This is a genomic window from Kitasatospora sp. NPDC003701 (assembly GCF_053587085.1).
The window spans coordinates 310,117-332,343 of the sequence record NZ_JBSFNM010000002.1; the positions used below are offsets into that span (position 1 = coordinate 310,117).

Sequence of the window (22,227 nt, forward strand, 5' to 3'; positions counted from 1 at the left end):
GACTTTGCCGCCCGTCCGAAGGCGGCGGTTAACATTCAGGAAACGACCGGGTCACCGGTTGGAAACGGGCCATTCCTAGGGTGAGGCCCAATCGCACGCCGAGGAGGATGGATGTTCAACAGCGCCGCCGAAGTGAAGCAGTTCATTCAGGACAACGATGTCAAGTTCATCGACGTCCGGTTCTGCGATCTCCCGGGCGTCATGCAGCACTTCTCCGTGCCCGCGGCGACCTTCGACCCGTCCGAGACCCTGATGTTCGACGGTTCGTCGATCCGCGGCTTCCAGGCCATCCACGAGTCCGACATGGCACTCGTCCCGGACCTGGCCACGGCCCGGCTCGACCCGTTCCGCAGGGACAAGCACCTCAACATCAACTTCTTCATCCAGGACCCGGTCACCGGCGAGGCCTACAGCCGCGACCCGCGCAACGTCGCGAAGAAGGCCGAGGCGTACCTCGCCTCCTCCGGCATCGCCGACACCGCGTACTTCGGCCCCGAGGCCGAGTTCTACGTCTTCGACTCGGTGCGCTTCGACACCAGCGCCAACGCGTCGTACTACCACATCGACTCCGAGGCCGGCGCCTGGAACAGCGGCTCCGCCGAGGGCGACGTGCGCGGCTACAAGGTCAAGTACAAGGGCGGCTACTTCCCGATCCCGCCCGTCGACCACTTCGCCGACCTGCGCGCGGAGATGTCGCTGGAGCTGGCCGCGGCCGGGCTGGAGGTCGAGCGCCAGCACCACGAGGTGGGCACGGCCGGCCAGGCCGAGATCAACTACAAGTTCAACACGCTGCTGCACGCGGCCGACGACCTGATGCTGTTCAAGTACATCATCAAGAACGTCGCGTGGCGCAACGGCAAGACCGCCACCTTCATGCCCAAGCCGATCTTCGGCGACAACGGCTCCGGCATGCACGTCCACCAGTCGCTGTGGACCGAGGGCTCGCCGCTCTTCTACGACGAGCAGGGCTACGCCGGGCTCTCCGACACCGCCCGCTACTACATCGGCGGCCTGCTCAAGCACGCCCCCTCGCTGCTCGCCTTCACCAACCCGTCGGTGAACTCGTACCACCGGCTGGTGCCCGGCTTCGAGGCGCCGGTGAACCTGGTGTACTCGCAGCGCAACCGCTCGGCCGCGATCCGGATCCCGATCACCGGCTCCAACGCCAAGGCCAAGCGCATCGAGTTCCGCGCGCCGGACCCGTCGTCCAACCCCTACCTCGCGTTCGCCGCGATGCTGATGGCCGGCCTCGACGGCATCAAGAACAAGATCGAGCCGCTGCAGCCCGTCGACAAGGACCTGTACGAGCTGGCCCCCGAGGAGCACGCCAACGTGCCGCAGGTGCCGTCCTCGCTGCCGGCCGTGCTGGAGGCCCTGGAGGCGGACCACGAGTACCTGCTCGCGGGCAACGTCTTCACGCCCGACCTGATCGAGACGTGGATCGACTTCAAGCGCACCAACGAGATCGCCCCGATCGCCCTGCGCCCGCACCCGCACGAGTTCGAGCTGTACTACGACCTGTAGGCCGCTCGCTGCCGGGTGGCCGAGCCCTCCGTTCCCGACCTCGGTGGTCGGGGGCGGGGGGCTCGGTCGTGCTCCGGCGGGGCGGTCGTCGGGCCGGGGGGCGTCAGGCCGGGGTGAGGGCGAGGACGGCGAGGTCGTCGGCGAGGAGGCCCGCGTAGGCGCGGACGTCCTGGGCGAGGAAGGAGACCAGGCGGTCCGGGGCGGTCGTGCCGAGGGCGGCCAGCCGGTGGGCGAGCGGGTAGAAGGCGCCGGAGGCGTCGCGGGCCTCGCTGACGCCGTCGGTGTAGAGCAGCAGGGTCTGGCCGAGCGGCAGGGGGACGGTGGCCGGCCCGGCGTGCGCGGGAGCGTCCGGTCCGGGGGCGGCGGGCCGGTTGAGGTGGCCGAGGCCGAGGGGCAGGTCGAACGGGCAGTGCGCCGGGGCGATGCCGCGGTCGGAGAGCAGCAGCGGCGTGACATGGCCCCGGTTGACGATCTCCACGCGGTCCGCGCCGGCCCGGTACTGGACCAGGACGGCCGTCACGAACAGCTCCTCGTCGCCGCGGTCGGCCGCGTCGCGCAGCACCGCGCGGTCCAGCTGCTCGGCGAGCTCGACGAGGTCGGCGGTGTCGTGCGCGGTCGCCCGGAAGGCGCCCAGCACGTCCGCCACCGTCCGGACCGCGCCGAGGCCCTTGCCCCGGACGTCGCCGAGCAGGACCCGGACGCCGAAGCGGGTGTCGCACACCTCGTACAGGTCGCCGCCGATCAGCGCCTCGGCCTGCGACGGGCGGTACAGGCCGGCCACCCGCAGCCCGCCGGCCCGCTCCGGGACGGGGCGCAGCACGGTGCGCTGCAGGGTCTCGGCGACCGTCCGGGTGCGCAGCAGGGTGCGGGTCTGCCGCGTCCGCTGCCAGGACAGGGCGGTGCCCATCACACCGGCCAGCAGCGTGGAGATGTAGACCCAGACGTGGTGCTGCTCGGCGAGGTGTCCGGCGCGCGCCGCCAGGGCGAGTTGGAGTGCGAGGGCTCCCGCGGTGGAGCCGGCGGTCAGCACCGGGCCGTAGGAGAACGCCACCACCACCGGCAGCGCGGTGAGCAGGAAACCGGCCGCGACCGCGTCCGGGACGACCGCCTCGGCCGCCAGGTCGAGCAGCACCAGGACCACCGGCAGCCAGGCCACCCAGCGCGGTGCGCTCGGTTCCGCGGCCGCCGGATACGGCGGACGGGGCGCTGCGGGCACGGCGGGGACCTCCTGGCTGACCGGCGGGGCACGGTCGGGGCGACCGGGCCGGAACGGCCGGTCCCATCCCTTCCATGCTCTCCCACCGGTGCCCGGAGGGCCCCTTGCTTTGGTCCCGGCCGCCCGGGCCCAACGGCCCGGTTCGCCGACGGCCGGCGTACGGGGGCGGCGCGGACCGGGCAGGGCGCGGCGCGGCGTGACCGCGGGGCGCCGGCCGGGCTCAGCGGACGGTGACCGGCAGGGTGTCGAAGCCGCGCAGGACGAGGCGGTCCCGCCGGGTGGGCACGCCCCCGGGCGCGAGCCGGAGGAAGCGGTCGAGCAGCGCCGGCACCGCGACCTCGGCCTCCAGCCGGGCCAGCTGGGAGCCGAGGCAGAAGTGCGAGCCGCCGCCGAAGCTGAGCGGCTGGCTGTCCGTGCGGCTCGGGTCGAAGAGCTCCGGGCGGTGGTAGCGGGCCGGGTCGTGGTTGGCGGCGGCCAGCAGGACCAGCACCACGGTGCCGGGCGGCGCCGGCACACCGGCCACGTCGAGCCCCTCGGTGGTGGCGATCCGGGTGGTGAGCTGGACCGGCGAGTCGTAGCGCAGCACCTCGTCGGTGAAGCGCGCCGGGGCGAGCGCGCCGGTGCGCAGCCCCTCCATCGCCTGCGGGTGCCGGAAGAGCAGGGCGAGCCCGTTGCCGAGTAGATTGGTGGTGGTCTCGAAGCCGGCCACCAGCAGCAGGACCAGGTTGGCCAGCAGCTCGCGGCCGGAGATCCGCTCCGGGGCGTCGGCGGCGATCCGGGCGAGGTCGCTGACCAGGTCGTCCTTCGGACGGGCCAGCCGCTCGGCGACGAGCGCGGTGAAGTAGCCGGACAGCTCGTCGGCGGCGGCGTCGGCGACGGCCAGCTCGGCGAGGTCCTGGACCAGCTCCAGGGCGATGGTCAAGTCCCCCGCTAGGCCCCGGAAGCGGTAGCGGTCCGGCTCCGGGACGCCGAGCAGCTCGCAGATGACCTCGACCGGCAGGCGGAACGCGAAGGCGTCCATGAAGTCGACCGGCGAGCCGTCACCGCCCTGCTCCGCCATCCCGTCCAGCAGCCGGCCGACCGCCGCCTCGACGGCCGGTCTCAGCGCGGCCACCCGGCGGGCGTTGAAGGCCGAGGCGATCAACGAGCGGACCCGGGCGTGGTCGGGCGCGTTCCGCTGCAGGATCGAGCGGCCGAGCAGGGTCACCGACGAGTGCCGGGCCAGCTCGGCGTTCACCTCGCCCAGCAGCTCGATGTCCTCCAGCCCGAAGCCGGGGTTGCGCAGCACCTGGTTGGCGGCGGTGTGGCCGACCGCCAGGACGGTGCCGGGCCCGGCGGGGACGGCGGCGCCGAGCTCGTGCGCCCGCGCGTACAGCGGGTACGGATCCGCCACGCCCCTGTCCGCTGTCAGCTGCTCGATGATCGACGCGCCGTCCACCCGGTGCTCCCCTCCCGCGACCCGCTCCCGAGACCGCGCTCCCGAGGTCCCGCTGCCGGTTCGTAAACCGCCGGTGGACGGACGGTAGTTCCCGGGAGGCCGGGTTCACCCGATCGGGGACGGGCGGTCGGTACCCTGGCGGCATGGAGATCTGGATCAACCCCCGCTGCGGGAAGTGCCGTACGGCACTGGGCGCGCTGGAAGCCGTCGGCGCGAAGTACACCGTGCGGCGCTACCTGGAGGACCCGCCGACCGCCGCGGAACTGGAGCAGGTCCTGGAGCGGCTGGCGCTGGAGCCGTGGGACATCACCCGGCTCGACGAGCAGGCCTCCAAGGACCTGGGCATGAAGCGCTGGACGAGGGAGCCGGCCGACCGGGCGCGCTGGATCGCGGCGATGGCCGAGCACCCGATCCTGATCCAGCGCCCGATCATCACCGCGGACGACGGCCACGCCGTGGTGGCCCGCACCCCCGACGTCCTCAAGTCCGTCCTGCCGTAGCCGGGCGGCCCGGTCAGTGCCGCTGGATCCGCCGCACCGGCTCCCCCGGGCGCCAGGACGTGATCCACAGGTGGTCGTCGCCCACGGTGGTGTGCACCGCCTGCTCCACCTCCAGCCGGAAGGCCTGGAACGGGCCGGGCGGCGGCTCCGGCAGCTCCGCCGCGTAGGCGGCCAGCTCGGTCTCGTCGGTGATCTCGACCGCCCGGCCGGAGAGCTTGGAGTCACCGCCGGCCAGGGTCTCGTCGCTCGGGTTGCTGTGCAGCGCGAAGCGGGCGTCCCGCTGGAGGTCGCGCGCCTTCGCCGCGCCGTGCATCGACCCGAGCGTCAGATCGGCGCCGAGGAAGTTCACCTCGATACCGCTCACCCGGGGTGAGCCGTCCCTGCGCAGCGTCGCCAGGACGTGGTGCTTGTTCGCCTCGAAGCGGGCCCGGACGGCGGAGGCCAGCTCCGGTGCCTCGTGCTCGAAATCCTGCCAGGTAGCCATGGCGCCAGTCTGGCACCGGGCACCGACGGTCGCCCTCCGCCGGACGGTGGCCCTCCGGCCGCCGCCGGGTGCTCCTCGCGGGCCGGTGGTCGTCGGTGTCCGGTGGTCGTCGGTCGCCGGTGGCCGTCGCTGTCCGGTGGTTGTCGGTGGCCGGTGCCAGACTGGGCGGGTGACCACCACGACCAGGTACATCGCCTTCCTGCGGGCCGTCAACGTCGGTGGCCGGACGGTGAGGATGGAGCGGCTGCGCGCCCTCTTCACCGAGCTGGGCCTCGCCGGCGTGCGCTCGTACATCCAGAGCGGCAACGTCTTCTTCGACACCGAGGAGCCGGACCGCGCGGCGCTCACCCTGCGCATCGAGGAGCACCTGGCCGAGGCGCTCGGCTACCCCGTCCCGGTGATGCTGCGCACCGTCGACGAGGTGGCGGAGCTGCTCGCGGCCGAGCCGTTCGCGGGCATCGAGGCCACACCGGAGACGCGCCTGGTGGTCGAGTTCCTCTCCGAGCCGCTGCCGGCCGACTTCCCGGTGCCGTACACCTCGCCCAAGGGCGACTACGAGGTGGTCGGCGCCGACGCCGGCGCCGCCTACGTGGTGATCCACCTGCAGGACGGCAAGTGGCGGACCGGCAGCAAGCTCTTCGGCCCCTCCTACCGGGGCTCGGCCACGGCCCGCTTCCTGCACACCACCGTCAAGATCCTGGCGGCTGCCCAGAAAGCCTGACCGGGGCCGGGGCCGGGGCCAGGTGTTCGACGGACCGGGGCGCCCGGCAATCTGGACAGGTACGGGCGGGTGAGCCGACAATCGGGCCATGACGTCTCCTGAGATCCGGACGCACGTGGTCCGGCCGTCCGAGGCCGAGCGGGAGCAGGCGCTCGGGGTGCTGCGGGAGGGTGCGGGCAGCGGCCGGCTGTCCCACGACACCTTCCTCGGGCGGATGGAGCTCGTGCTGCGCGCCGACAGCCGGGCCGAGCTCGACGAGGCGATGGCGGACCTGCCGGCCGGCCGACCGCTCGGGCGCTTCCTGCTGCGGACGGTGGGTCAGCTCTCGGCCTTCGGGGTGCGGCTGCGCGGGGCGTGGCGGGTCGAGCGACTGCCCGGGCTGAGCCTGCCGCACCCGGCGGCGCGGCAGTTGACGATCGGCCGGATCCCCGGCTCCGGGCTGCGGCTGCACGACGCCTCGGTGTCGCGCCACCACGCCGAGCTGCGGCGGGAGGGCGACGACTGGGTGCTGTACGACCTCGGCTCGACCAACGGGACGCACGTGAACGGCCGACGGGTCGCGGGCGGCGTCCGCGTCCGCCCCGGCGACCAGGTCCGCTTCGGCAACCTGGAGTTCCGGCTCGCCTCGGGCTGAGCGCCGCCCGGGACCCGGCCCCCGGCGCCGGCCGTCGTCAGTGCGGGAACTGCCGGGGCGGTCGCTGCGCCGGCAGGCCGTCGCGGAACTCCTCGATCACGCTGCTGATCTGCCGTATGAGCACGGTGTGCTCGATCAGGTCCAGGTAGCGGTGCTCGGCCGCCAGCGCCTCGACCGTGACGCCGAAGTACAGCGTCATCAGGGGATTGACGAAGAGCGGGCTGCCCTTGGTGCGGTCGGTGAACCGGACGTCGCCGAACTCGCCGCGCAGCGCGGCCGCCACCGACCCGTTGACGATGCTCGGGTGCTCGGGGAACGCGGACCTGGCATGGTCCACGGCGTCCAGGTAGAGCGCGCCCTCCCGGCTGTCGCGCGGGATCGAGAAGGCCCCGAGGTAGCCGCCGGACCGCTCCAGCGCGGCGAGGTTCTCCAGCACCAGGGCGTGGTTGACGCCGTGGAAGGCGTCGATGCCGAAGCCCAGGCAGGCGACCAGGCGTTCGGGGACCTCCGTCAGCCCGGCGACCGCACCGAGGCTGGCCATGTCCTCCTCCGGCGTGCCCAGGCCGGCCTCGTCGCCGCGCATCAGGATGTCGGTGCCGCCGTCGACCAGCAGCACGGCGTCGACGGCGAGGTGGGCGGTGAGCGCCCGGTAGGCGGCGCGCAGCGGCTGCACGCCGACCGAGGGGAACGCCCAGACGGTGTCGGGCATGCCGTGGCGGTGCAGCCAGCGGGCCAGCGTCCGCTCGGGGAAGTAGCCCTCGGGGGCGGCGGTGTCGGGGCGGATCCGGGCGACGTCGGGCTCCCACCAGACCTCGGCGGGCAGACCGTACAGGTGGCTGAAGGAGAGGTTGGCCAGGTGCACCTCCTTGCCGGCCGCGCGCAGGGCGAGCGCCAGTGGCAGGCCCGCGTACACGTCGAATCCGCCGCCGGCGCCGGCGATCAGGATGCGCTCGGCGGCCAGCAGACGGGTGATCAGGGGCGGTTCGAGAAGCGAGGGCACCGGGGGACGTTAGCACCGGGGGTGGGCGGCGGGTCTGTCGGTGGTCGGTGCGAGGATTCGGGCATGAACCAGGAGACCGAGCTCAGCTTCGAGGTACGGCGCGAGGCCGAGGAGCGTGCCCGCGAGTTGATCCGCTGCGGCTTCCAGGAGCCGGACGAGATAGCCGAGTCCCTGGTCGACGAGTTCGAGGACCAGGGACTGGAGCCGGAGGACGCCGAGGAGATCGTCGCCCCGCTCTGGCAGGAGCGGCTGGCCGAGCAGGCGTCGTGGCCGGAGACGACGGACGTGGACCGGCTGGAGGAGGCCTTCGACGCGTTGGAGGAGCAGGGCATCGTCGCGGCGATGGACTTCACCTGCTGCGCCAACTGCGGCTACGCGGAGATCGGCGGCGAGGCCGACGAGGACTCGCGCGGCTTCGTCTTCTTCCACCAGCAGGACACCGAGGGAGCGGCCGCCGGGCTCGGGCTGATGCTGCGTTACGGCGGGTTCCGGGCCGACGGCGAGACCGAGGAGGCGGCGGAGCAGCGGACGGTGGAGATCGGCCGTGCGGTGGTCGCGGCACTGGAGGCGGCCGGCCTGCCGGTGGAGTGGGACGGATCGCCGCAGAAGGCGATCTGCGTGACTCCGCTGACCTGGCTCAACCGCCTGCCCGAGTAGCGGACGCGGGCCGGGGCCGGCCGACGTCGCCGGCCTGCCCGGCCGGCGACGGGAACGGTCAGCGGCTGACGTGGAGTTCGGCGTAGTTGTCGTGGGCGTTGGCGTTGCGCAGAGTGATCTTCGTGGTGCCGACGGCGGTCTCGACCCCTTCGGCGACGGTCCTGGTCTCGTCGCCGAGCTTCACCTCGGCCGCGGTGTCGGTGATGTGACTGACGATCAGTTTGACGGTCCGGTCGCCGCCGAAGATCTCGACGGTGTGGGTGGAGTCGCCGCCGTCGGTGCGGACGACGACGTCACAGCTGTTGTCGGTGGTGCAGAGCGAGGCGCCGCCCTTGCAGGCGGTCAGCCCGGCCCCGAGCACCAGCACGGCGCCGGCCGCGAGCAGGGCCGAACGGACCGGTCCGGGGCGGCGCGCGGGTCGCGCGGAGATGGTCGCTGTGGTCATGCCTCCGACGGTAGGCAGCCGCCCGGGCCCCGCCATCGGCCCCCGGCGGTACCCTCCCCCTGGCCGCCCCCGGAGCACCCGGGCCACCCGGCCCCCGAGGGCGCCGGGGTGGATCCCCTAGGGGGCGTGGGGAGTTGAGGGACCGAGGACGCGCTCGACACCGGCCACGACGACGGCCAGGCCACGCTCGAAGCGCTGCTCGAAGCCCCCGAAGAAGTCCTGCCCCGCAGCGGCGGCCAGCCCGTACGCGGGGTCGATGGCGGCGGCCCGCTGCTCCGGATCGTAGCCGGGGGCCCGCTCCCCCGGCACCGGGTGGACGGCCTGCTCCTCGATCACGAAGCCGATGGTGTAGGCGTACGCGGTGGTGAACGCCTGTGCTGCGTCGGCGAGTTCGAACCCGGCGCGGGCGAAGACGGCCAGCACGGCGTGCTGGCCCTCGGCATGGCCGTAGTCGGTGAGCCGCGTGCCGCTGAAGACCTTGGCGCCGTCCCGGTAGCCGAGCAGGGCGGCCCGCAGGGTGCGGCAGGTGCCGATGAGCGCCTCCTGCCAGGAGCCGGGCACCACCACCTGCCCGGCGGACATCCGGCGGAGCATCTCGGTGGCCATCTCGTCCAGCAGGGCCTGCTTGTTGGCGAAGTGCCAGTAGAGCGCGGGCGCCTTGACGTCCAGCTCGGTGGCGATCCGGCGCAGGGTGAGGCCGTCGAGTCCGGTCTCGTCGAGCAGTCGCAGGGCGGCGTCGACCACCTGCGCACGGTCCAGCTTCGGCGGCACTCCGGCCACCCCTTCCTGTCGCTCCGATCCCCGCCGTTGACAATTTAACACCGTTAAGCCCATGCTCTCCCCATTGGCCAACTTAACGACGTTAAGGAGAGCGCTCATGACGCCTGCCCGGCACGAAGCCGCGCAGCACCGGTCCCCCCGCACGCAGACCGGGTCCACCCGGCTCCCCGATCGCACCGACGTGCTGATCGTCGGAGCCGGCCCGACCGGCCTCGCCCTGGCCTGCGACCTCGCCCGCCGCGGCGTGGACGCCCTGCTGGTGGAACGCGCCGGGGCCCTGTTCCCCGGCTCGCGCGGCAAGGGCCTGCAGCCCCGCACCCAGGAGGTCCTCGACGACCTCGGCGTCCTGCCCGCGGTGCGGGCGCACGGTGGGCCCTACCCCCGGATGGTGTCCTGGCAGGACGGCGAGCGGCAGGGCGAGTGGGACCTCGTGGAGCGGAGCCTGCCCGACCCGACCGTCCCGTACCCGGACGTCTGGATGATCCCGCAGTGGCGCACCCAGGAGATCCTGCACGGCAGGCTGCTGGAGCTCGGCGGCCGGGTCCGCTTCGGCACCGCGCTCACCGGCCTCGACCAGCACCCCGACCGGGTCGAGGCCGCCGTGACCGGCCCGGACGGCGTCGGGCGGACCGTCTCGGCCCGGTACCTGGTGGCCGCCGACGGCGGCCGCAGCACGGTGCGCCGGGCGGTGGGCATCACGATGGCCGGCGAGCAGGTCGACCCCCGGCCGGCGCTGGTCGCGGACGTCGGGGTCGACGGCCTCGACCGCGACAACTGGCACGTCTGGCCGCACGCACCCGGCGGGCCGCTGCTGCTCTGCCCGCTGCCCGGCACCACCGACTTCCAGCTGTTCGCCCAGTTCGAGCCGGACGGGACACCGGACACCTCGCCCGAGGGGGTGCGCCGGGTGATCGCGGCCCGCACCCACCTCGCGGAATCGGCGGTCGGCGAGGTGCGCTGGTCCTCCGACTTCCGCCCGCGCGCGGCGCTGGCCGAGCGGTTCCGGGCCGGGCGGGTCCTCCTCGCGGGCGACGCCGCGCACATCCACTCCCCGGCGGGCGGGCAGGGCCTGAACACCAGCATCCAGGACGCCTACAACCTGGGCTGGAAGCTCGGCCAGGTGCTGCGGCACGGCGCACCGGAGGAGCTGCTGGACAGCTACGAGGCGGAGCGGCTGCCGATCGCCGCCGACGTCCTGGAGATCTCCACCCGGCTGCACCGCGCGGGCGGGGTGCGGGACGGCGGACTGCGCCGGGGGCCGCGGACGGAGCAGCTGGGCCTCGGCTACGAGCACGGCCCGCTGACCGTGGAGGCGCGCACCGGCCTGGCCGAGGACGCGCTGCGCGCCGGCGAGCGCGCGCCGGACGCGCCGCTGGACGTACCGCTGGACGCACCCCCGGCGGCTGCGCCGGGAGCCCGGCTGTTCGACGTGTTCCGGGGCCCGCAGGTGACGGTGCTCGCGGTCGGTCACGAGCTGCCGGACGTCCCGGCCGGTGTACGGACGCACCGCGTGGACGGCGGGGTCGCGGCCGAGGTCTACGGCCGCGGGCTCTTCGTGGTCCGGCCGGACGGCTATCTCGGGCTGGCCACCCACGACCCGGCCGACCTGCCCGGATACCTCGCCCGACTCGGGCTGCGCCGGTCCTGAGGGTCGGGGGGCCGGACGGGCCCGACTCGTCGGAAAACTGCGCGGCACAGGCCGGAGGAATATGCCACGCGCGTAGATCAAGGGCCCGCGAAAGGCCGGGTGCTCACTCGGCGGGGCCGTCCGAGGCGTCGGCGGGGCCCCAGAGCAGGCCGGTGCAGCGCTGGTAGGTCGCGTGCCAGTGCGGCCAGTTGCGGGCCACGTCGTCGTCGCACTCGGCCAGCAGCCGCTCGACCAGCGCGGGCTCGACGCCGTCCAGCAGCCAGGCGAGCGCGTCGGCGGTGCCCGGGCCGTCGGCGGAGCGCAGCAGGTCCAGCAGCTCCGGCAGGCTGCCGACCCGCGAGGTGTCCGCGAACACCCGCTCCATCCGGGGCAGCAGCTGACGCTCCTCGATCCGCAGGTGGGTCTCCAGCCGGGCCGCCAGGTCGTCCATCGCGTAGGCGACCGGCCAGGCACTGCCCGCGTCCCGGCTGGCGATCCGGACCAGGGTGGTGACCCGGGTGAAGGAGTGGTCCAGGTTGTGGTGGTCGGCCTCCAGCCAGTTGAGCAGCAGGCGCAGCTCGGGCGCGAAGCGGCGCACGATCGGCCAGATCCGGGTGTCCTGCTGCTCGTGGTGGCAGGTCAGCATCGCGGTGACGAAGGTCCAGTGCCGAAGCAGCGCCTCGCCCTTCTCGTCCTCACCGGGCTGGATCAGCCGCAGCGCGTTGGGCAGCCGGGCGAGGTCGCGGCGGAGGGCTTCGTACACCAGTCGCAGCCCGGCGAACCGGACCTCTTCCGGCTCCTCGTCGACGGCCCGCCGATGCTGGGAGTCCGGCCGGGCGGACAGGGAGGGGGACGCTACGGACACCAGATGGCTCGGCATGGCACTCTCTTCACGACTTGGCACGGCGGGCTTGCACGGCATGGCGCGACCGGGTTCACGACCGGCTCGACGGCTGGCAGCACTGGCGGAATGCGCTCCCACCACAGTGGCCGTAGTCGATCAGAGGCGAATCAATGTCCGATTGACGTGCAGGTCAGCGGCCTGGCGCGGGGCTTCGAGGGCACCTGGAGCCGGGGCACGCGCGGCAGGGGGCGGCCGGGAAGAAGGAGCCACGTACGTACGGCAGTGCGCGCCTACGGCCGAGCGCGCGGAAGCGGCACCGGACGCGTCCACGGTGCCGCGGCAAGGAACCGGCAGGCGGCCGGCGCGCGCCGGCCGCCCCGGCCCGGTCAGTCGCTCTGCGGCCCCGCGAGGTTCTTGGTGAGCCACTGCAGCGTGTCCGGGATCATCTTCTTGAAGTCGCTGGTGAGGTGCTTCCCGCCGGCCTGCTCGTAGTACTCGACGGAGAGCGGCGGGGCGGCCTTGGCGACCCACGCCTTGACCAGCTTCATCTCGAAGGCGTTGGCGCCGCCCGCGGTGGCGAGCAGCTTCACGTCGGACTTGCCCTGAGCGACCATCAGCTCGGGGCTGTTGGCCTGCCGCTCCGCCTCGTGGCCCTTCCAGAGCGGCGAGTCCGGGTTGAAGTAGCCGTCGATCGGGACGGCGGCCTTGAACTTGTCCGGGTGCTGGAGCGCCAGCTTGGCGCTGCAGAACGCGCCGGTGGAGGCGCCCATCAGCCCCCAGCCGTCGCGGCCCTTCACCGTCCGGTAGTTGGCGCGGACGAAGTCCGGGATGTCCTCGGCCATCCAGGTGCCGATCCGGGGCTGGCCCGGGATGTCGGCGCACTCCAGGGCCTTGGCCTCGTTGGAGTCGAGGTTCTGCACCGGCATGATCATGATGAACGGGTGCGCCTTGCCGGCCTTCGCCAGGTCGGCGTCGATCTCCTGGATCGGCAGCTGGTTGTCGGTCCAGGTGTTGTACCCGGCGCTCTGGCCGCCCGCGTAGAGGGTGAGCACCGGGAAGCCGGTCCGGGCGAACTTCGGGTCGTTGTACTCGGGCGGCAGCCAGACCCAGACCTTGCCGGAGACGCCCGACTTGGGCCCGTTCAGCGTGGTCATCAGGATCTGCCCGGCCGCGGTGTCCCGGGCCTTGGTGAAGCTCGCGGCCGGGCCGGTGGGCATGAGCACCTTGCCGGACGGGTTCGAGGTCGCCGGCGGCGTCGTGGTGCCCCCGGTGGCCGTCGGGGTGCCGGGCGCGGCGGTACCGCTCGCCGTGCCGGCGCCCTTGGCGCCCTTGACGGTGTCCCCCTTGCCGCTGGCGTCCGTACTGCCGCAGGCCGCCAGCGAGGCGGCCAGGGTGAAGGCGGCGGCGCCGGTCAGGACGGCGCGGATGCGGGTGGACTGCGGCTGCACGGTGAGGACTCTCCGACCGATGTCGCGCCCGCTCCGTCGGGAGCCGGGCGGCGGCCCCCGGGTGGGGCCGGACAGACCCGGGGTGCGGCGTCGCGCGTACCCCCGGGGCGGCGGCGCGCCGTCCCTCGCGGGAGCGTGCCGTCCTGCGATCTTATGACGTGGTGCCGGGCGGCCCGGTTGCGCTACAGCCTGCGTCGATCCAATGTTTGCCCCCGATCGGGTAAAGGCCGGCGGGCGGGTCCGCCGATCGGCGGGGGCCCGACCCCGCCGCCCGGCGGGGGGATCCCCCCCACAGCCGACGGCGCGTCGCGCGGGTCGGACTTTGGGTGCTTCCACCAGTGACGCGGGGCGGCGGATCGGGAACGATCGGCACACCCGCCGTCGACCGACGAGCCGCCCGTAGAAGCTTCGAGGAGTACCGCCATGCCGCAGCAGATCGCCGTCGTCACCGGAGCCGGCAGCGGGGTGGGGCGCGCCGTGGCCGTGGAGCTGGCCGCCGCCGGGTGGCGGCCGGTGCTCGCCGGGCGGCGCGAGGAGCCGCTGCGCGAGACGGCGGCGCTCTGCGCGGCGGCCGGGCCGGGCGGCGGGGCGGCGGCCGTGGTGCCGACCGACGTCACCGACCCGGCGGCGGTGGACGCGCTCTTCGCGGCGGCCGTCGAGCGGTTCGGCCGGGTCGACCTGCTGTTCAACAACGCCGGGACGTTCGGCGCGCCCGCCGCGGTGGACGAGCTGGACATCGCCGAGTGGCGGGCCGTGGTCGACCTCAACCTGACCGGCGCCTTCCTCTGCGCGCGGGCCGCGTTCCGGCAGATGAAGGTCCAGGACCCGCAGGGCGGCCGGATCGTCAACAACGGCTCGATCTCCGCGCACGTGCCGCGGCCGCACTCGATCGCGTACACGGCGACCAAGCACGCCGTCACCGGGCTGACCAAGTCGCTGTCGCTGGACGGGCGTCCGTACCGGATCGCCTGCGGGCAGATCGACATCGGCAACGCGGCGACCGACATGACCGCGGCGATGAGCGTCGGGGTGCGGCAGGCGGACGGGCGGGTCGCGGTGGAGCCGACCATGGACGTCGCGGACGTGGCCCGCACCGTGCGGCACATGGCGGAGCTGCCGCTGGAGGCCAATGTGCAGTTCGCCACGGTGATGGCGACCACCATGCCGTACATCGGGCGGGGCTGACCCGGCGGGCACCGTGCGCCGGGCGCTACTCGTCGTGGGAGTAGCGGTAGCGCCGCCGGCCGCCGGTCCCGTCCAGCCGGTAGACGCTGGTGGTCGGCCAGTACTCGCCGGCCTCGGCGGCGGGCAGTTCGGCCCGCAGCACCATCCGCAGCGAGGGCGGCGGGGCCACGGCGTTGACCCGCTTGCGGTGGCCGTCCCAGCGGCCGCCGCAGAGCTCGACGTCGAGGACGGCGGGGGTGGTTCTCATCCCGTGATGCTGGCAGCGTCCGCCCGTCCCGGCGGGCCGAACCGCGCCGGGCCACTCGCGCGGGGGAATCCCCGGGCGGCGCGCTGACGGCCGCCGCCCACCCGACGCAGGGGGCGGGCGGCGGCCGTCACGGGGGATCAGCCGCGCCAGGTGTCGTTCAGGACCACGCCGCCCGACGCCGGCACCGTCGCCGTCCGGTTGGCGCCGGACTCCCAGGTCACGGCCCCGGAGGCGTCCTTGCGGACGTACTTGTACTCGAAGGCCGTCCCGGCCGGCAGCGCCACGTCCAGCTTCCAGACCGGGTAGGCGGCCGAGGAGAGCGGCAGCGCCCTGGCCGGGTCCCAGGCGCCGAGCGCCGCGGTGTTGCCGACCACGAAGATGTTCTGCCCGAGGACGGTGGTCGCGTTGACCGCGAAGGACGCGCCGCCGCTCACCGGCGTGCCGCCGCCGGCGCTGCCGGGAGCGCCCACGTACAGGGCGACCGCGTCGCCCGCGCCGACGGTGGCGGTGAAGCGGCCGTCCGGACCGACGGTGTAGGACGGGCCGCTGCAGCCGCCGGACGTCGGGTCACCGTGCTGGACGTCGCAGTAGGAGCCGGCCGGCAGCGAGGTCTGGAAGGTCTGGGTGACCGGGCCCGGCTCGCGGTTGATCGCCACGAAGCCCTTGCCGCCGCGCCCGAAGGCGATCGCGTTGTTGCCGTTGGACCACCAGTTGGTGATCCCGGTACCCGCCACCGCGTTGCGGAAGCCCACCATGTTGGCGACCTGGCGCCAGGCGTGGGTGCAGTTCCAGCCGTCGCTGTAGCAGGCGTTGACGGTGCCGCCGTTCGGCGGGCCGTCGTCGTGGCCGGAGAAGGCGTAGCCGGAGTAGACGTTGGGCGAGCCGTAGGGGTTGGCCAGCATGAAGACGTTGGCCAGGGTGTACGCGGAGCCGTCCTTGTAGGTCAGCGTGGAGCCGTTGCGCTCGGTGTCCCAGTTGTCGACGAAGGTGCGGGCCTTGTCGCCCGGCAGCAGCCCGGAGCCCCAGCCGGCGAGGTCGGCGATCCGGCCGCCCTGGAAGGCGCTCTTCAGCCAGGTGCCGGAGCGGAACTCGTCGACGTCGCCGGTGCCGGTGTACTCGGTGGGCTGGATCGGCTCGCCCGCGCCGTAGATGACCTCCTGCACCCAGTAGGCGTTGGGGTTGGCGGTCTTCGCCTTGATCGCGGCGAGGTCGGCGGCGGCGATGTGCTTGGCCGCGTCGATCCGGTAGCCGTCGACGCCGAGCGAGGCCAGGTCGTTCAGGTAGCCGGCGATGGTCTGCTGGACGTAGCCGCTGCCGGTGTTCAGGTCGGAGAGGTTGACCAGTTCGCAGTTCTGCACGTTCGAGCGGTCGGCGTAGTTGCTGATCGCGGTGCGGCAGGAGTGGAAGTCCTGGTCCTGGTAGTACCCGGGGTAGGTGTACTTGGTGTAGTTCGTGCCGCCGGTGCCCGTCCCGGAGCCGGCCGACATGTGGTTGATCACCGAGTCGGCGATCACCTTGACGCCCGCCGCGTGGCAGGTGTCGATCATGCTCTTGAAGGACGCCCGGTCGCCGAGGCGCCCGGCTATCTTGTAGCTCACCGGCTGGTAGGACGTCCACCACTGGCCGCCCTGGATGTGCTCCTGGGGCGGCGAGACCTCGACGAAGCCGTAGCCCTTCGGACCGAGGGTGTCGGTGCAGGCCTTGGCGACGGAGGCGAAGCGCCACTCGAAGAGCGTGGCCGTGACGTCCTTGCCGTTGCCCGGCGGGGCGGCCTGGGCGGTGGGGGCGGCGCCGAACGCCGCGGTGAGCGAGAGTGCGAGCGCCGCCGAGGCGGTGAGCGCGCCGACCGTCCGGGCAGGCCGGCGGGTGGGGGCGTAGGTGACCACGATGTCTCCTGGGGGCTGGGGTGGGGGCAGCCTGGGGTACCGCTCGTGAAAGATTGCTGAAACTTGCTGGAAACTTGCAGCGCTGAACCTAAGGTCGCGGTGAGGGCCCGTCAAGGCCTTGGGAACAACGTTTCTGCAGCTCCGGAAAGCTCGTGTGCGACTTTCCCGTGCGCCGCGGCGTGGACAGCGGCGACAGCGGTGGACGGCCGGCGGGCGGCCCGCGGGGGCCGCGGCGTGGACAGCGGTGGCCGACGGGCGGCACGCGGGGGCCGCGGCGTGGACAGCGGCGACGCCGGCGGGCGGCCGGCGGGCGGCACGCGGGGGCCGGCATGAGCAGGGCGGGGCGACTTCGAGGAGTTCGCGCCCGACCGGGCCGGACGGCTCTTCCGGGGCGCCCACCTGAGGTGCGGCGGCCGGCACGGGCCCAGGACCTCGTCCGGGCCACTCCCGCCGAGATGTTCCCGGTCCGGGGCCGGCCGCGCGGCGGCGGGGACGGCCCCTCGCATCCGGGCGTCCCGCCCGGACGGCGCCCGGGTGGCGCCGATCGTGCCAACGGCACGCCGCGCGGGCCGGACGACCCACCGCCCGGCCCGCGCCGCACCAGGGCCGAACCGCCGTTCGCACGCGGGCGGCGGGGGCAGACCGCCGCCGACGGGTGGCGGGGGCCCGTGACGGCCGCCGCCCCCGGACGGGCGCCCGAACTACACGGCGTCCGGCCCGCGTTCGCCGGTGCGGACCCGGACGACGGTCTCCACCGGCACCGCCCAGACCTTGCCGTCGCCGATCTTCCCGGTCCGGGCGGCGCGGACGATCTCCTCCATCACCTGCTCGGCGTCGGCGTCCTCGACCACCACCTCGATCCGGGCCTTGGGCACCAGGTCGATCCGGTACTCGGCACCCCGGTAGACCTCGGTGTGCCCGTGCTGGCGCCCGTACCCGCTGGCCTCGGTGACGGTCAGTCCGTGCACGCCGATGGCCTGCAGGGCGTTCTTGACCTCGTCCAGCTTGAACGGCTTGACGATCGCGGTGATCAGCTTCATGCGGCGGGGGTCCTGTCGGACGAGTGCGTGAGCACGGTGGTGGCGTGGGCGGTCGTACCGTGGCCCAGGACGCCGTGATCGTACGCGGTCTCGGCGTGCACGGCGAGGTCCAGGCCGGTGAGTTCGTGCTCCTCGGTGGCCCGGAAGCCCATCACCCGGTCGATCGCCCGCCCGATCCCGTACGTCATGGCGAAGGCGTACACCGCGACGGCGGCCACCGCGACCAGCTGCTTGCCGAGTTGGCCGAGGCCCCCGCCGTGCAGCAGGCCGATCGGGCCGCCGGTCATCGCCGCGCTGGCGAAGAGGCCGATCAGCGCGGTGCCGATGACGCCGGCCACGAAGTGCACGCCCACCACGTCCAGCGAGTCGTCGAAGCCGAAGCGGAACTTCCAGCTGACGGCGTACGAGCAGACCACGCCCGCCGCCAGCCCGATCACCAGCGCACCGACCAGGTCGACGCTCCCGCAGGAGGGGGTGATGGCGACCAGGCCGGCCACCGCGCCGGAGGCGGCGCCCAGCGTGGTGGCGTGGCCGTCCCGGCGCTTCTCGACCAGCAGCCAGCCGAGCAGCCCGGTGCAGCCGGCCGCCTGGGTGTTGAGCAGGGCGGACGCGGCCAGGCCGTTGGCGCCCAGCGCCGAGCCCGCGTTGAAGCCGAACCAGCCGAACCAGAGCAGGCCCGCGCCGAGCAGCACCAGGGGCAGGCTGTGCGGGCGCATCGCCTCCTTCCGGAAGCCGATCCGGGGGCCGAGCAGCAGGGCCAGGGCCAGGCCGCTGGCGCCGCAGTTGACCTCGACCACGGTGCCGCCGGCGAAGTCGAGCGCGCCGAGCCTCGACAGGATCCACCCGCCGGGCGCGAACACCCAGTGCGCCACCGGGACGTAGACCAGCAGCGTCCAGACGGCGGTGAAGGCGACCCAGGAACCGAACCGCGCGCGGTCGGCGATGGCGCCGCTGATCAGCGCGGCGGTGATGATCGCGAAGGTCAGCTGGAAGGTGGCGAACAGCACCGTGGGGACGTGCCCGGTGAGCGAGGAGGGGGTGATTCCGGCCATCCCGAGGTGGTCCGTGCCGCCGATCAGGCCCCAGCCGCCGACGTCCGGGCCGAACGCGAGCGAGTAGCCGGCCAGCAGCCAGACCACGGTGACCACGGCGATGGAGACGAAGCTCATCATGATCATGTTGAGCACGCTCTTGGTGCGGACCATGCCGCCGTAGAACAGCGCGAGGCCGGGGGTCATCAGCAGGACGAGGGCGGTACTGGCCAGCAGCCAGGCGGTGTCACCGGTGTCGAGGCCGGGCGACGGGTCAGCCAGGAACATAGGGGCGTGCCTTCCCACGGGCCCGCGCCAGGGGGGAGCGCGGGTCGATTGGGAGAGTGTCGCGAGGACGGATTTCTGGTTGCGGACGGACACGTTTCGCCCGTGTTTCGTGTTGCCCGGCGGTTGCCCCGCAGTTGCCGACCGGTTTCCGAAAGCTCACGCACCCGCGTTCGACGGCGGCACGCACACCCGACCCCCCGCACGGACGGACGCAGGGCCCGACAGCCGTGGCTGCCGGGCCCTGCTCCCTGTCCTGCTTGGTTCTACCGGGCCCTACCGGGCCCTGCCGACCGCCGGGGCGGGGGTCAGCTGGTGGCGATCGAGGTGTCGTCGATCACGAAGCTGGTCTGCAGCGAGGCGTCCTCGGTGCCGGCGAACTTCAGGGTGACCGTCTGGCCCGCGTAGGACGAGAGGTCGAAGGTGCGCAGCTGGTAGCCGGCGGCCGCGTCCACGTTGGAGTAGGTCTTCAGCGCGGTGCCGTTGACCGTGACGGCCAGCTTGTCGTACACCGTGGAGCCGGACTCCGCGGTGTCGATGTGCAGGTAGAAGCTGAGCGAGGCCTTGCAGCCGGCCGGGATGGTCACCGTCTGCGAGAGGTTGTCCGAGTGGGTGGAGCCGTAGCCGTTCAGCCAGGACTTCCACGAACCGCCGTGCGCGGCCTGCGAGGCGCTGTTGTCGACGACACCGCTGGAGGCGGTCCACGGCGCGGCGCTACCGGTCTCGAAGCCGGCGTTGCCGAGCAGCTGCGCCGGGGTGCAGGTGCTGCTGCTGTCGGTGACGGTCCAGGTGAAGCTCGCGGTGCCGGTCTTGTTCGCCGCGTCCTTGGCCGTGACGGTCACGTTGGACGTGCCGACGGCGGTCGGGGTGCCGCTGATCAGGCCGGTCGAGGCGTTGATCGACAAGCCGGCCGGCAGGCCGGTGGCCGAGTAGGTCAGCGGCGCGGTGCCGCCGTTGGCCTTGATGCTCAGGCTGACCGCGGTGCCGACCTTGGTGCTCTGGTTGCCCGGGCTGGTGACGGTGACGCCACCCGGGTTGGTGGGCACGGTACCGACGTTGACGCCCGCCCAGGCGGTGCCGACCGCGAGGAGCTCGGGGCTGCCCGCGCCGTAGAGGTCGGTGGCCGCCTTCTCCGTCGCGGTGCGCGCCGCGGCGTAGTTGGTGGTGGAGGTCATGTAGGTGGTGAGGGCCTTGTACCAGATCGCCGCGGCCTTGTCCCGGCCGATGCCGGTGACGGTGATGTTGCCCTGGGTCGGCGAGTTGTAGCTGACGCCGTTGATGACCTTCGCGCCGCTGCCCTCGGACAGCAGGTAGAAGAAGTGGTTGGCGACGCCCGAGGAGTAGTGGACGTCCTTGTTGCCGACGGTGGAGGACCAGTAGTCGGCGGAGCCGCCGTCCTTGGAGGGCTTGTCCATGTAGCGCAGCGGGGTGCCGTCCCCGTTGATGTTGATCAACTCACCGATGAGGTAGTCGGGGTTGTCGGTGGGGATGTTGGCGTAGAACTCGACCATGGTGCCGAAGATGTCCGAGGTGGCCTCGTTGAGGCCGCCGGACTCACCCGAGTAGTTGAGGTTGGCCGTGGCGGCGGTGACGCCGTGGCTCATCTCGTGGCCCGCGACGTCGAGCTCGGTCAGCGGGTGGGTGTTGCCGTCGCCGTCGCCGTACGTCATGCAGAAGCAGGTGTCGTCCCAGAACGCGTTGACGTAGTTCTGGCCGTAGTGGACGCGGCTGTAGGCGCCGGCACCGTCGTTGCGGATGCCGTTGCGGCCGAAGGTGTTCTTGTAGTAGTCCCAGGTCGCCGAGACGCCGAAGTGGGCGTCGACCGCGGCGGACTCGCTGTTGGCGACGGTGCCGTCGCCCCAGCTGTCGGTGGACTTGGTGTACAGGGTGCCGGTGCCCGTGGTCCCGTGGTTCAGGTTGGTGGTGTACATCCCACCGCGGGTGCCGTCCTTGAGCTGGTACGTCGAGCCCGACTGCGTCGTGCCGACGGTGACGTTGCCGACGAAGACGCCCTTGCCGGTGCCGGTCTTGACGCCCTCGAACTTCTGGATGACCTGGCCGGAGGTCGCGTCGGTGACCACGTGCAGCTTGCTCGGGGTGCCGTCCGACTCGGTGGAGGCGACGACCGTCTCCCAGGCCAGCCGCGGGCTGTTGTCGGCGGCCCAGACCACCAGGCGGGGCGCGTTCTCCAGCGAGGCGCCCGACTCGGCGGCGAGCGCGGCCGACTGCGCGGCCGGCGCGGCCAGCTTCGGCGTGGTGCTCACACCGGTCAGAGCGGCCTCGGCGGCCTTGGTCACACCCTGGGTGGCGCCGGTGGCGTCCTGGTGGACGATCAGGTCGCCGCCGAGCACCGGAAGTCCGGCGTAGGTGCGCTCGTAGCGCAGGTGGCGGGCGCCGTTGGCGTCCTGGACGACGTCCTTGGTGACCAGCTTCTCCTCGCTGCCGAGGCCGAGGGCCTGGGCGAGGGTGGCGGTCTGCTGGGTCGCGGAGGCGATCAGCTGGGCGCGGCTCGCCTGCTGGGCGGCGACGGCAGCCGGCGCGTCCGGGGTGGCGGCCTGCGCGATGACGGGGATACCGGTCACCAGCAGCGCGGTGGAGGCGGCCATGACAACCGCTGCCTTCCGAGCCTGGGTGTAACGCGACATGCGGACTCCTTTTCCGACCGCCGCGGGGTGCGCGTGCGGTGGAGAGAACCTGGCCGCAGGGTTGCGGCGCAGTGGGGGCCCCCGCCGCCGGGTGCGCGGCGCGGGTGCGGTTGCGGAGCAGTTTGCCGAGCAGTTGCTGACAGGAAGAGGCGCTGTACCTGACCTGGGACAGCCGCACCGGGGGGTGGGGCCCCCTCGTCTGCAGCCGGGGGAATCGTGGCAGCAAACGAGCCGTTAATGACAGATGCATGCCACGGATTGGCCGATTAGCTACCGGGTCCGTTCATCCGTCGGACCGCCGTCCGTGTTACGGGCGTGGGAACTACCGACGACGGTTTTCATTGCCGCCCGAAAGGTTCGATCACTTCCGGCGGGCACTGACCAGCACTCAGGGCCCACCCGGAGTCCACCTGGTGGACCGGGCCGCCGGGCGGATCCGTCACCTCACCTTTCCGGCCGTGCCGGAGGCGGTTTTCGGCCACCCGCTCGCCGGGCGCCTCGCTGGGGCCGGCGTCGGCCGCCCGTTCCAGGCAGACCAGTTCGAGGAAGGAAGCGACACCGTGGCGGAACCCCTGGCGGGCGGCGGCCGC

At 73.1% G+C, this 22,227-nt stretch carries 20 protein-coding genes and 1 pseudogene; 7 read left to right on the top strand and 14 right to left on the bottom strand.

Annotated elements, in window-relative coordinates; genetic code table 11:
- Positions 1 to 111 precede the first annotated feature (111 nt).
- Positions 112 to 1,524 carry a type I glutamate--ammonia ligase gene (glnA, locus tag ACWDRR_RS03530; protein WP_449770503.1) on the top strand — a complete coding sequence of 471 codons (1,413 nt, stop codon included), beginning with the start codon at positions 112 to 114 and terminating at the stop codon, positions 1,522 to 1,524.
- A gap of 103 nt (positions 1,525 to 1,627) precedes the next feature.
- Here glnA and ACWDRR_RS03535 read toward each other — a convergent pair whose 3' ends face one another.
- Both ACWDRR_RS03535 and ACWDRR_RS03540 read right to left on the bottom strand, forming a co-directional pair.
- Positions 1,628 to 2,740 carry a PP2C family protein-serine/threonine phosphatase gene (locus ACWDRR_RS03535; RefSeq protein ID WP_449770504.1) on the bottom strand — a complete coding sequence of 371 codons (1,113 nt, stop codon included), beginning with the start codon at positions 2,738 to 2,740 and terminating at the stop codon, positions 1,628 to 1,630.
- Between the two features lie 220 nt (positions 2,741 to 2,960).
- Positions 2,961 to 4,178 carry a cytochrome P450 gene (locus ACWDRR_RS03540; RefSeq protein WP_449770505.1) on the bottom strand — a complete coding sequence of 406 codons (1,218 nt, stop codon included), beginning with the start codon at positions 4,176 to 4,178 and terminating at the stop codon, positions 2,961 to 2,963.
- A gap of 143 nt (positions 4,179 to 4,321) precedes the next feature.
- On the opposite strand from ACWDRR_RS03540, the gene ACWDRR_RS03545 reads away from it, so the two are divergent.
- Entirely contained in the window at positions 4,322 to 4,678 is a 357-nt protein-coding gene (locus ACWDRR_RS03545; RefSeq protein WP_449770506.1) for an ArsC/Spx/MgsR family protein, read from the top strand.
- Positions 4,679 to 4,691: 13 nt separating this feature from the next.
- Here ACWDRR_RS03545 and ACWDRR_RS03550 read toward each other — a convergent pair whose 3' ends face one another.
- Positions 4,692 to 5,162 carry a pyridoxamine 5'-phosphate oxidase family protein gene (locus tag ACWDRR_RS03550; RefSeq protein WP_449770507.1) on the bottom strand — a complete coding sequence of 157 codons (471 nt, stop codon included), beginning with the start codon at positions 5,160 to 5,162 and terminating at the stop codon, positions 4,692 to 4,694.
- Positions 5,163 to 5,331: 169 nt separating this feature from the next.
- Between ACWDRR_RS03550 and ACWDRR_RS03555 the strand changes: the two genes are divergently transcribed.
- On the top strand, positions 5,332 to 5,883 hold the full coding sequence (locus tag ACWDRR_RS03555) for a DUF1697 domain-containing protein (protein WP_449770508.1): 552 nt from the start codon (positions 5,332 to 5,334) through the stop codon (positions 5,881 to 5,883).
- 88 nt (positions 5,884 to 5,971) lie between these two features.
- Complete coding sequence (locus ACWDRR_RS03560; RefSeq protein WP_449770509.1) at positions 5,972 to 6,517, top strand: FHA domain-containing protein; 546 nt, start codon at positions 5,972 to 5,974, stop codon at positions 6,515 to 6,517.
- Between the two features lie 37 nt (positions 6,518 to 6,554).
- Here the strand turns inward: ACWDRR_RS03560 and ACWDRR_RS03565 are convergent, their stop codons facing one another.
- Positions 6,555 to 7,517 carry a DUF1152 domain-containing protein gene (locus ACWDRR_RS03565; RefSeq protein ID WP_449770510.1) on the bottom strand — a complete coding sequence of 321 codons (963 nt, stop codon included), beginning with the start codon at positions 7,515 to 7,517 and terminating at the stop codon, positions 6,555 to 6,557.
- 63 nt (positions 7,518 to 7,580) lie between these two features.
- Here ACWDRR_RS03565 and ACWDRR_RS03570 point away from each other — a divergent pair, with 63 nt between their 5' ends.
- Complete coding sequence (locus ACWDRR_RS03570; RefSeq protein ID WP_449770511.1) at positions 7,581 to 8,174, top strand: DUF6891 domain-containing protein; 594 nt, start codon at positions 7,581 to 7,583, stop codon at positions 8,172 to 8,174.
- 58 nt (positions 8,175 to 8,232) lie between these two features.
- Here the strand turns inward: ACWDRR_RS03570 and ACWDRR_RS03575 are convergent, their stop codons facing one another.
- Positions 8,233 to 8,619, bottom strand: a complete 387-nt coding sequence (locus tag ACWDRR_RS03575; RefSeq protein ID WP_449770512.1) for a hypothetical protein — start codon at positions 8,617 to 8,619, stop codon at positions 8,233 to 8,235.
- 117 nt (positions 8,620 to 8,736) lie between these two features.
- Entirely contained in the window at positions 8,737 to 9,390 is a 654-nt protein-coding gene (locus tag ACWDRR_RS03580; protein ID WP_449770513.1) for a TetR/AcrR family transcriptional regulator C-terminal domain-containing protein, read from the bottom strand.
- 106 nt (positions 9,391 to 9,496) lie between these two features.
- Between ACWDRR_RS03580 and ACWDRR_RS03585 the strand changes: the two genes are divergently transcribed.
- Positions 9,497 to 11,047 carry an FAD-dependent monooxygenase gene (locus ACWDRR_RS03585; protein WP_449770514.1) on the top strand — a complete coding sequence of 517 codons (1,551 nt, stop codon included), beginning with the start codon at positions 9,497 to 9,499 and terminating at the stop codon, positions 11,045 to 11,047.
- A gap of 103 nt (positions 11,048 to 11,150) precedes the next feature.
- On the opposite strand, the gene ACWDRR_RS03590 is transcribed toward ACWDRR_RS03585, so the two are convergent.
- The gene (locus ACWDRR_RS03590; RefSeq protein ID WP_449770515.1) at positions 11,151 to 11,906 is read right to left on the bottom strand and encodes a hemerythrin domain-containing protein; all 756 of its coding nucleotides are present in this window, start codon (positions 11,904 to 11,906) and stop codon (positions 11,151 to 11,153) included.
- 350 nt (positions 11,907 to 12,256) lie between these two features.
- The gene (locus ACWDRR_RS03595) at positions 12,257 to 13,318 is read right to left on the bottom strand and encodes an alpha/beta hydrolase (protein ID WP_449770516.1); all 1,062 of its coding nucleotides are present in this window, start codon (positions 13,316 to 13,318) and stop codon (positions 12,257 to 12,259) included.
- 423 nt (positions 13,319 to 13,741) lie between these two features.
- On the opposite strand from ACWDRR_RS03595, the gene ACWDRR_RS03600 reads away from it, so the two are divergent.
- Positions 13,742 to 14,503 (top strand): SDR family oxidoreductase, encoded by a 762-nt coding sequence (locus ACWDRR_RS03600; protein ID WP_449770517.1) that lies wholly within the window; start codon positions 13,742 to 13,744, stop codon positions 14,501 to 14,503.
- Between the two features lie 25 nt (positions 14,504 to 14,528).
- On the opposite strand, the gene ACWDRR_RS03605 is transcribed toward ACWDRR_RS03600, so the two are convergent.
- The 6 genes and pseudogenes from ACWDRR_RS03605 to ACWDRR_RS03630 form a co-directional block, all read right to left on the bottom strand.
- The gene (locus ACWDRR_RS03605) at positions 14,529 to 14,750 is read right to left on the bottom strand and encodes a hypothetical protein (protein ID WP_449770518.1); all 222 of its coding nucleotides are present in this window, start codon (positions 14,748 to 14,750) and stop codon (positions 14,529 to 14,531) included.
- 137 nt (positions 14,751 to 14,887) lie between these two features.
- Positions 14,888 to 16,636: a carbohydrate-binding module family 20 domain-containing protein gene (locus ACWDRR_RS03610; protein WP_449770519.1), complete on the bottom strand. Its 1,749-nt coding sequence runs from the start codon at positions 16,634 to 16,636 to the stop codon at positions 14,888 to 14,890.
- A 701-nt stretch (positions 16,637 to 17,337) separates the two neighbouring features.
- Positions 17,338 to 17,676, bottom strand: a complete 339-nt coding sequence (locus ACWDRR_RS03615; protein ID WP_380577530.1) for a P-II family nitrogen regulator — start codon at positions 17,674 to 17,676, stop codon at positions 17,338 to 17,340.
- Positions 17,673 to 18,995, bottom strand: coding sequence for an ammonium transporter (locus ACWDRR_RS03620; RefSeq protein WP_449770520.1), 1,323 nt, complete (start codon positions 18,993 to 18,995; stop codon positions 17,673 to 17,675). The genes ACWDRR_RS03615 and ACWDRR_RS03620 overlap by 4 nt, the downstream gene beginning before the upstream one ends.
- Positions 18,996 to 19,300: 305 nt before the next feature.
- Complete coding sequence (locus ACWDRR_RS03625) at positions 19,301 to 21,637, bottom strand: M4 family metallopeptidase (protein WP_449770521.1); 2,337 nt, start codon at positions 21,635 to 21,637, stop codon at positions 19,301 to 19,303.
- A gap of 338 nt (positions 21,638 to 21,975) precedes the next feature.
- A pseudogene (locus ACWDRR_RS03630) lies at positions 21,976 to 22,227 on the bottom strand (hypothetical protein); the annotation flags it as partial.

Bases quoted from the DNA above. Each gene is read 5' to 3' on its own strand.
- glnA (WP_449770503.1), top strand. From the start codon at position 112: ATGTTCAACAGCGCCGCCGAAGTGAAGCAGTTCATTCAGGACAACGAT.
- ACWDRR_RS03545 (WP_449770506.1), top strand. From the start codon at position 4,322: ATGGAGATCTGGATCAACCCCCGCTGCGGGAAGTGCCGTACGGCACTG.
- ACWDRR_RS03550 (WP_449770507.1), bottom strand. From the start codon at position 5,162: ATGGCTACCTGGCAGGATTTCGAGCACGAGGCACCGGAGCTGGCCTCC.
- ACWDRR_RS03560 (WP_449770509.1), top strand. From the start codon at position 5,972: ATGACGTCTCCTGAGATCCGGACGCACGTGGTCCGGCCGTCCGAGGCC.
- ACWDRR_RS03570 (WP_449770511.1), top strand. From the start codon at position 7,581: ATGAACCAGGAGACCGAGCTCAGCTTCGAGGTACGGCGCGAGGCCGAG.
- ACWDRR_RS03575 (WP_449770512.1), bottom strand. From the start codon at position 8,619: ATGACCACAGCGACCATCTCCGCGCGACCCGCGCGCCGCCCCGGACCG.
- ACWDRR_RS03585 (WP_449770514.1), top strand. From the start codon at position 9,497: ATGACGCCTGCCCGGCACGAAGCCGCGCAGCACCGGTCCCCCCGCACG.
- ACWDRR_RS03590 (WP_449770515.1), bottom strand. From the start codon at position 11,906: ATGCCGAGCCATCTGGTGTCCGTAGCGTCCCCCTCCCTGTCCGCCCGG.
- ACWDRR_RS03600 (WP_449770517.1), top strand. From the start codon at position 13,742: ATGCCGCAGCAGATCGCCGTCGTCACCGGAGCCGGCAGCGGGGTGGGG.
- ACWDRR_RS03605 (WP_449770518.1), bottom strand. From the start codon at position 14,750: ATGAGAACCACCCCCGCCGTCCTCGACGTCGAGCTCTGCGGCGGCCGC.
- ACWDRR_RS03615 (WP_380577530.1), bottom strand. From the start codon at position 17,676: ATGAAGCTGATCACCGCGATCGTCAAGCCGTTCAAGCTGGACGAGGTC.
- ACWDRR_RS03620 (WP_449770520.1), bottom strand. From the start codon at position 18,995: ATGTTCCTGGCTGACCCGTCGCCCGGCCTCGACACCGGTGACACCGCC.
- ACWDRR_RS03625 (WP_449770521.1), bottom strand. From the start codon at position 21,637: ATGTCGCGTTACACCCAGGCTCGGAAGGCAGCGGTTGTCATGGCCGCC.